Source organism: Novosphingobium mangrovi, assembly GCF_022818885.1.
In the GTDB taxonomy this organism is placed as follows: Bacteria; Pseudomonadota; Alphaproteobacteria; order Sphingomonadales; family Sphingomonadaceae; genus Novosphingobium; species Novosphingobium mangrovi.
Genome location: NZ_JALHAT010000019.1, coordinates 1 through 6,718, shown reverse-complemented (window position 1 = coordinate 6,718; position 6,718 = coordinate 1). Strand labels below are relative to the sequence as shown.

The following is a 6,718-nucleotide window of genomic DNA, read 5'->3' as shown; positions in this document are numbered from 1 at the left end:
GCCGCCGCAAGGCTATGGTTGAAGCATTTTGTCAACGCGACCTAGGGCTCTTGGCTCGAGCTTGACGTGATCCAGCGCCTTCGATGTCGCAGCTTACCTTGTAAGCGCTGCTGCCTTGGCCGTTCTCGCCGCTGGCCGCAGTGCGTTTAGCTTCGCTGCCGACAGGGTGGGGTGGGGGTGTTGAGGCCGTTCAATCATGCGCGAATGTTGATGGTCCGCGAGTAGGCTAATTGGGGAGTCTCGCTCGGTCCTGCGGGGTTCGCAGTCTGGAGCTTCCACGCAGGCTCAAAGGGCGGGCGGGAACGGTCGCATGCTGAATAGCTTGCGAAGCTTCAAATGGGTAAAAGGCTTGGTAACGGCTCGCCGCTAGCGCTCACTAAGGCGCTGAAAAATAGCGATTGTTTGCCGTAATGTTGGATGCCCCGCGAGGATTCGAACCTCGATAGACGGAATCAGAATCCGTAGTCTTACCATTAGACGACGGGGCATCATCGTTGGAGAGGCGCCTCTAGGGGGTGGTGTGATTCGGGTCAAGGGGAAATTTGCATCGGGCTTGCTCCTTTGTCCGCGGGCGGTTAGCATCGCGTCAGGTGCCCACCGCCAGGGTGGGAAGATTTGAACGAGATTTGGTGAAAATGGCGGAGCATGATCCGCCGGCCGCGAAAGTCGATGTCCCGCGCCGCGCTTCCAAGCGGCGCAAGGGCCGGAAGGGGAAGTCTTCCAGGTCCGCGAACGGGGCAGCCGTGGGCAAGGGAGCGTCGCAGGCGACGTCCGTGCCCGTGGCAGGCGCAGTGCCGCGCGAACGAAACGAGAAGAGGGGCTCTGGTCCCGACAATGGCGGGCGCGGTGCGTCCCGTCGGCGCTCCGGCGAAGGCCGTGCGTCCCAGGCACGCGATGGATCTGGCGATGCGTCCCCGCGCGAGTTGGCGCGTGGGCGCGCAAGCGTGCGCAAGGCATCTTCCGAGTGGTCAGGTGGCGGCGGGGTGTCCGATCGCAAGGTGCCGGGCCCCAAGGCCTTGGCGAGTGGCAATGGACGCGAGGGCGCGTCACGTCAGTCCTTTGCCGCGATTGATCTGGGTACGAACAACTGCCGCCTGTTGATCGCGCGGCCGTCCGGCCAGCACTTCACGGTGATCGACGCGTTCAGCCGCGTTGTCCGGCTGGGTGAGGGGCTGGCGCAGTCGGGACGGCTCTCGGATGCGGCCATGGACCGCACTCTCGCTGCGCTCAAGATCTGTGCTGAGAAGCTCATGCGGCGCAATGTCCATCTGGCGCGCTCGGTCGCGACCGAGGCTTGCCGCCGGGCGGAGAACGGGCCCGAGTTCATCGAGCGCGTGCGCCAGGAGACGGGGATCGCACTCGACATCATCAGCGCGCGCGAGGAAGCGCGCCTCGCCGTGCTGGGTTGCCACGTGCTGCTCGAGGAAGGCATGGGGCCAGCGATGATCTTCGACATCGGTGGCGGATCGACCGAACTGGTGCTGATCGAGAGTACCGGGACGGTGCCGCGCATCCTTGACTGGCAGAGCGTGCCCTGGGGCGTGGTTTCGCTCACCGAAAGCGTGGGCCCGGAAGGGGCCTGTGAGGCCGAGCGTCTTGCGCGCTATCGCCACATGCACAGCCTCGTCAGTGAGAGTTTCGCCGATTTTGCGCAGCGTATCTCGGGTGCGCGGGGCAGCGCCGGGCGCAACGGTCCGCTGCGGCTTCTGGGCACGAGCGGTACCGTCACGACGCTGGCCAGCCTGCACCTGGAACTGCCGCAATACGACAGGCGCATGGTCGACGGGTTGATCGTGCCCGCGCGGTCGATGCGCGATATCAGCACGCGCCTTTCGACCATGGCGATCGAGGACCGGCGTGAGCTTAACTGCATCGGCAAGGAGCGCGCGGACCTGGTCGTGGCCGGATGTGCTATCCTCGAATCGATTCTCGACCTATGGCCCGCCGAGCGCCTGGGCGTTGCGGATCGTGGCATCCGCGAGGGAATCCTGCGCAGCCTAATCTCGTCGCAGACAACACGGCCGTCCGCAGGGGCGCCCACACATACGGAAAGGGACGCGATGACGCGTGCAGGGGCAGGGCGATGAGCCGTTCGGGACGCGATCCGGGCGAACGCCTCAAGACCGCCAAAAAGCGGACCAACTCGTCGGCGCGCTGGCTGACCCGCCAGCTTAACGATCCCTATGTCAAGAAGGCCAAGGCGGATGGTTATCGCAGCCGCGCGGCCTACAAGCTGATCGAACTCGACGAGAAGTTCGATCTGCTCAAGGGCACGACGCGCGCGGTTGACCTGGGCATTGCGCCGGGCGGCTGGAGTCAGGTGCTACGCCTCAAGTGCCCGAAAGCGGCGGTGGTGGGCATCGATCTCCTGCCCACCGAGCCGATCGAGGGCGTGACGATCTTCCAGATGGACTTCATGGCCGACGAAGCGCCCGCTGCGCTGGAGGAAGCGCTTGACGGCGCGCCGGACCTGGTCCTCTCGGACATGGCGGCGAACACCGTGGGGCACAAGCAGACCGATCACCTGCGCACGATGGGCCTGGTGGAGACCGCGGCCGACTTTGCGATCCAGACGCTGGCGCCCGGCGGCGCCTTCGTCGCCAAGGTCCTGGCGGGCGGCACCGATGCGCAGCTCCTCGGGCTGCTCAAGAAGCATTTTACCAGCGTCAAGCACGCCAAGCCGCCCGCGAGCCGTAAGGACTCCTCGGAGTGGTACGTGATTGCCAAGGGGTTCAAGGGGTAAGAGCCCCTCCTTGGAGAGATCCAGAAATCCGAAAAAGGATGTTTCCGAGGGCCATCGCTCTCGGGCTCCCCAAACCAACTGCCTCACCTTCTGCCAGCTACGGTGGCGGCGAGAGGTGAGGCAGACGGTTATGGGGTCAAGGAGTGATGACCCCTTGTCTTGATCCTTACTTCCACTGTTCTGCTGCCATGCAGACGAAAACGGTCCGCGAACGACTCGGTGACGTTCGCGGACCGTTTTCCACCGATGCGCCGAAGCGCACCGGATATCATCATGCCACAGGCTTACTCGACGACGGCGTCTTCGGCAGCAGCGGGTTCCTCGGCAACCTCTTCGGCGACAGCTTCGCCTTCGGCGGCTTCTGCGTCCGTGGCTTCATCCTCGGCGGGTTCTTCGGCCGCAGGCGCTTCGGGAAGCGGCAGGTTCGAGCCCTGGGTGTTGAGCCAGGCGATGAGGTTGGCGCGTTCCTCGGGCTTGGCGAGACCGGCGAAGGTCATCTTGGTGCCCGGCGCGAAGGCCTTGGGGCTGGTCAGCCACTCGTTCAACTTGTCGAACGTCCATTCGCCGCCCACGCTCTTGAGCGCGTCGGAGAAGGCAAAGCCGCCTGCGCCCGCGCCCACGCCTTCACCGACAACGCCGTGCAGGTTGGGGCCGATGCCGTTGGCGCCGCCCGATTCGATGGTGTGGCAGGACTTGCACTTGGCGAAGGACGCTTCGCCCTTGGCAAGATCGGCGCTGGCCAGCAGCGTCGCGAACGGCACTTCGCCCGAATCTTCCGATTCGACCTCGACGCCTTCGATGGCGTAGCCCATGGTTTCCGGACGGTGGTGCTTGTCGGCACCGAAATACATCGAACTGACGATAGTCAGACCCAGGCCAAGTGCGCCTGCCCCAAGCACCCAGCCCGCGATGGTATTGAAACGATTATCCATTCACAAAGCCCCTCGCAATGCCCCCACCTTTAAACGTATTTTCGCTCTTTATGGCATTGGGCTCTAGTGTTCCGGGGCTTTGAGCGCAAGACCGATTGCGCATTTCACGAAGTTGCAGATTGTTCGGTCCGGTTGCATGACGGGCCTTGCGGGCATGCCGGTTTGCGTTGCGCATGGCGGAAAAGCGCCGTAAACGCGCGCGCACCATGAGCTCCTATCCCAAACCCGCCCTCGCACAGGTTTCCTCCATGTCGGATGCGGCTGTTGCCGCGCCGAACCGCGCTGTCGCGTTTCAGGGCGCGCCGGGGTGCAATTCGCACCGCGCCGCGCTCGAGTACGACGCGCAGTGCCTGCCGCTGCCCTGCTTCTCCTTCGAGGATGCGCTCGATGCGGTGCGCGACGGGCGGGCCGAACGGGCGATCATCCCCATCGAGAATTCGCAGCACGGGCGCGTGGCCGATATCCACTTCCTGCTACCCGAAAGCGGGCTTTCGATTGTGGGCGAGCACTTTACCCCGATCAACCACGCGCTGATGGCGCTGGGGCAGGGGCCGTTCACGGCGGCCTACAGCCACCCGCAGGCGCTCGGCCAGTCGCGCCGTTACCTGCGCGAGAAGGGCATCGTGCCGATGGCCTATGCCGATACCGCGGGGGCCGCGGCCTACGTGCGCGAGATGGGCGATCCCACGCTGGCCGCGATCGCGCCCAAGCTGGCGGCCGAGCTCTACGACCTGCAGATCGTGGAGGACAATGTCGAGGATGCGGACGACAACACCACGCGCTTCGTGGTGCTGGCGCGCGAGCCGCTCGATCCCTTCACGTTGCAGGGCCAGAAGACGATGACGACCTTCATCTTCGAGGTGAACAACGTGCCGGCCGCGCTCTACAAGGCACTCGGCGGCTTTGCGACCAACGGGGTCAACATGACCAAGCTGGAAAGCTACCAGACCGGCGCGAGCTTCGCGGCCTCGAAGTTCTACGTCGATATCGAAGGCGCACCGGGCGAGGAGCGCGTGGACCGGGCGATGCAGGAGCTGGCGTTCCACTGCAAGTACGTGCGCCCGCTCGGCACCTACCGGCTTGCCCGTCCGCGCGGGTAAGGCCTCTGCTTGGTCTAGCTGGGCGGTGATTTTCGTCGGCTTTTGAAGTGCTTTTGCCGGGAATGGCGCAGGGGCTTCTTGCGCCGCCGGACCCCCCATGCCAACTAGACACAGGTGAGCGTCGGAGCGGATCATATCGCGGCAGGGTCCGCAGCGGCACAGGCCCGCGCCGACTGGGAAGCCGTGCGTGCCTCGGGCGAGATCCAGTTCGCGCCCGTGCCCCATCCCGAAGTGCCGATTCCGGAGACGCCTGCTTGGCTGCAGGTCCTGGGGCGGATTCTCGAGGCGATCTTTGCGCCCATCGGACGCCTGCTGGGTATGTCCTGGGGCATCTTCCAGTGGGTCCTCCTGTCGCTTGCGGCGCTTCTCCTCCTCTACGTGCTGTGGCGGATCGGCTCGGTCTGGTGGGAGAACCGCCGCTTGCGCAGCGTTGGCGAGGAACCGGAAGCCTGGGTGCCCGTGCGGGCCGAGGCCGAGGCGCTCCTGTCCGATGCGGACCGGTTGGCGGCAGAAGGGCGCTACGGCGAGGCCACGCACCTGCTCCTGCGCCGCAGTGTGCGCCAGATTTCCGACCAGCGGCCGGACTGGCTGGGGCCTGCGTCCACCGCGCGCGAGATTGCAGGGCTGCAGGTCCTGCCCGAGGCCGGGCGCCGGGCCTTCACGGTCATTGCCGAGCGGGTCGAGCGCAGCCTGTTCGCGCTGCGGGACCTCGACGCGGGCGACTGGCAGGCTGCGCGCGAGGCCTATGCCGACTTTGCCCGGCTGCACTTCCACGAAGGGACGCCCGCGGCATGAGTTCCCATGCGATCCCTGTCGCGGGGCCTGCGAGCGCGCAGCCCAACCCCTTCTCGCGCCGTGCGGTGCTGGGCATCGTGCTGGCGGGCGGCGCGCTGTTCGTCCTCCTCTTGTGGATGATCGGCACGGGGACGGGCTTCGGCTCGGGCAATGACGGGGGCGGCCATGCCCAGGGCCGGGGACTGAACGGCTATGCCGCCATGGCGCAGTATCTGGAGGCGCGCGGCTACGATATAGACATGGGCCACGGCCCGGACGATCTCAATCCCGATGGCTTGCTTATCCTGACCCCGCCCGCCGATGCCGACGGACGCGAAATCGACCGCATCGTCTCTGCGCATCGCTACAAGGGGGCAACGCTGGTCGTCGCGCCCAAGTGGGTGGCGGCGCCGGTGACGGACAAGCAGCGCAGCGAGGAAAAGGCCGAGCGCGGCTGGGTGAACCTGGTTTCGGCCCGCCCTCCGGAGTGGCGCGGCTTCCTTGATGACGTCGCGGTCGGGCTGGGCCGGGGTTCCGAGGAGAAGGCTTCGGCGCAGAAAGACGATCCCGCGCGCTGGAAGGGGCTGGGCGTGGCCGGGCGCCTGCCGCAGGACCATGTCCTGGCCTGGGGGGAGGGCGAGCGGCTCATTCCTCTGGTGACCAATGGCAAGGGGCAGATCCTTGCCGCACTTCTCGACGATGGCGGCAGCTATCCCGACCTGGAAGAGGTCGCGCAGCGCCCGCGCCGCAGCGAAGTGGACGATGAGGACCGCTACCCGCTCGTGCTCGTCTTCGAGCCCGATCTTCTCGACAATTTCGGCATGGCCCGCCCGCAAAGTGCCGCGCTGATCGAGGACCTGTTCGAGAGGCTCGAGATCTACGAGGACGGGCCCATCGTCTTCGACCTCACGCTGAATGGCTTTGGGCAGACCAAGAACCTCCTCACGCTGGCGGTGACCCCGCCCTTTGCAGGCGTGAGCCTGTGCCTGCTGCTGGCCGCACTGCTGGTTGGCTGGCGCGGTTTCGTACGCTTTGGCCCGCCTGCCACGCCCGAGCGGGCCCTGGCGTTCGGCAAGCAGGCGCTTGTCGCCAACGCGGCCGGGCTGGTGCGCCGATCGCGGCGCTATCACCTGCTGCGCGAGCCCTACGCGGCGCGCGCGCGCGCACGG

Annotated in this window: 6 protein-coding genes and 1 tRNA gene; 5 read left to right on the top strand and 2 right to left on the bottom strand. The window is 66.1% G+C overall.

What is annotated here, in order from left to right:
- Positions 1 to 414: 414 nt before the first annotated feature.
- Positions 415 to 488, bottom strand: a tRNA-Gln gene (locus MTR65_RS11895).
- A gap of 147 nt (positions 489 to 635) precedes the next feature.
- Here MTR65_RS11895 and MTR65_RS11890 point away from each other — a divergent pair.
- Together MTR65_RS11890 and MTR65_RS11885 are read left to right on the top strand one after the other, a co-directional pair.
- Positions 636 to 2,087, top strand: a complete 1,452-nt coding sequence (locus MTR65_RS11890) for a Ppx/GppA phosphatase family protein (RefSeq protein ID WP_243800410.1) — start codon at positions 636 to 638, stop codon at positions 2,085 to 2,087.
- Complete coding sequence (locus MTR65_RS11885; RefSeq protein ID WP_243800407.1) at positions 2,084 to 2,743, top strand: RlmE family RNA methyltransferase; 660 nt, start codon at positions 2,084 to 2,086, stop codon at positions 2,741 to 2,743. The genes MTR65_RS11890 and MTR65_RS11885 overlap by 4 nt, the downstream gene beginning before the upstream one ends.
- A gap of 284 nt (positions 2,744 to 3,027) precedes the next feature.
- On the opposite strand, the gene MTR65_RS11880 is transcribed toward MTR65_RS11885, so the two are convergent.
- A complete protein-coding gene (locus MTR65_RS11880; protein ID WP_243800406.1) occupies positions 3,028 to 3,675 on the bottom strand; it encodes a c-type cytochrome in 648 nt (215 codons plus the stop codon).
- Positions 3,676 to 3,881: 206 nt separating this feature from the next.
- Here MTR65_RS11880 and MTR65_RS11875 point away from each other — a divergent pair, with 206 nt between their 5' ends.
- The 3 genes from MTR65_RS11875 to MTR65_RS11865 form a co-directional block, all read left to right on the top strand.
- Positions 3,882 to 4,775, top strand: coding sequence for a prephenate dehydratase (locus MTR65_RS11875; RefSeq protein WP_243800404.1), 894 nt, complete (start codon positions 3,882 to 3,884; stop codon positions 4,773 to 4,775).
- A gap of 114 nt (positions 4,776 to 4,889) precedes the next feature.
- The gene (locus MTR65_RS11870) at positions 4,890 to 5,570 is read left to right on the top strand and encodes a hypothetical protein (RefSeq protein ID WP_243800402.1); all 681 of its coding nucleotides are present in this window, start codon (positions 4,890 to 4,892) and stop codon (positions 5,568 to 5,570) included.
- The coding region (locus tag MTR65_RS11865; RefSeq protein WP_243800400.1) for a DUF4350 domain-containing protein at positions 5,567 to 6,718 on the top strand (1,152 nt) is incomplete at its 3' end. The genes MTR65_RS11870 and MTR65_RS11865, both read left to right, overlap by 4 nt.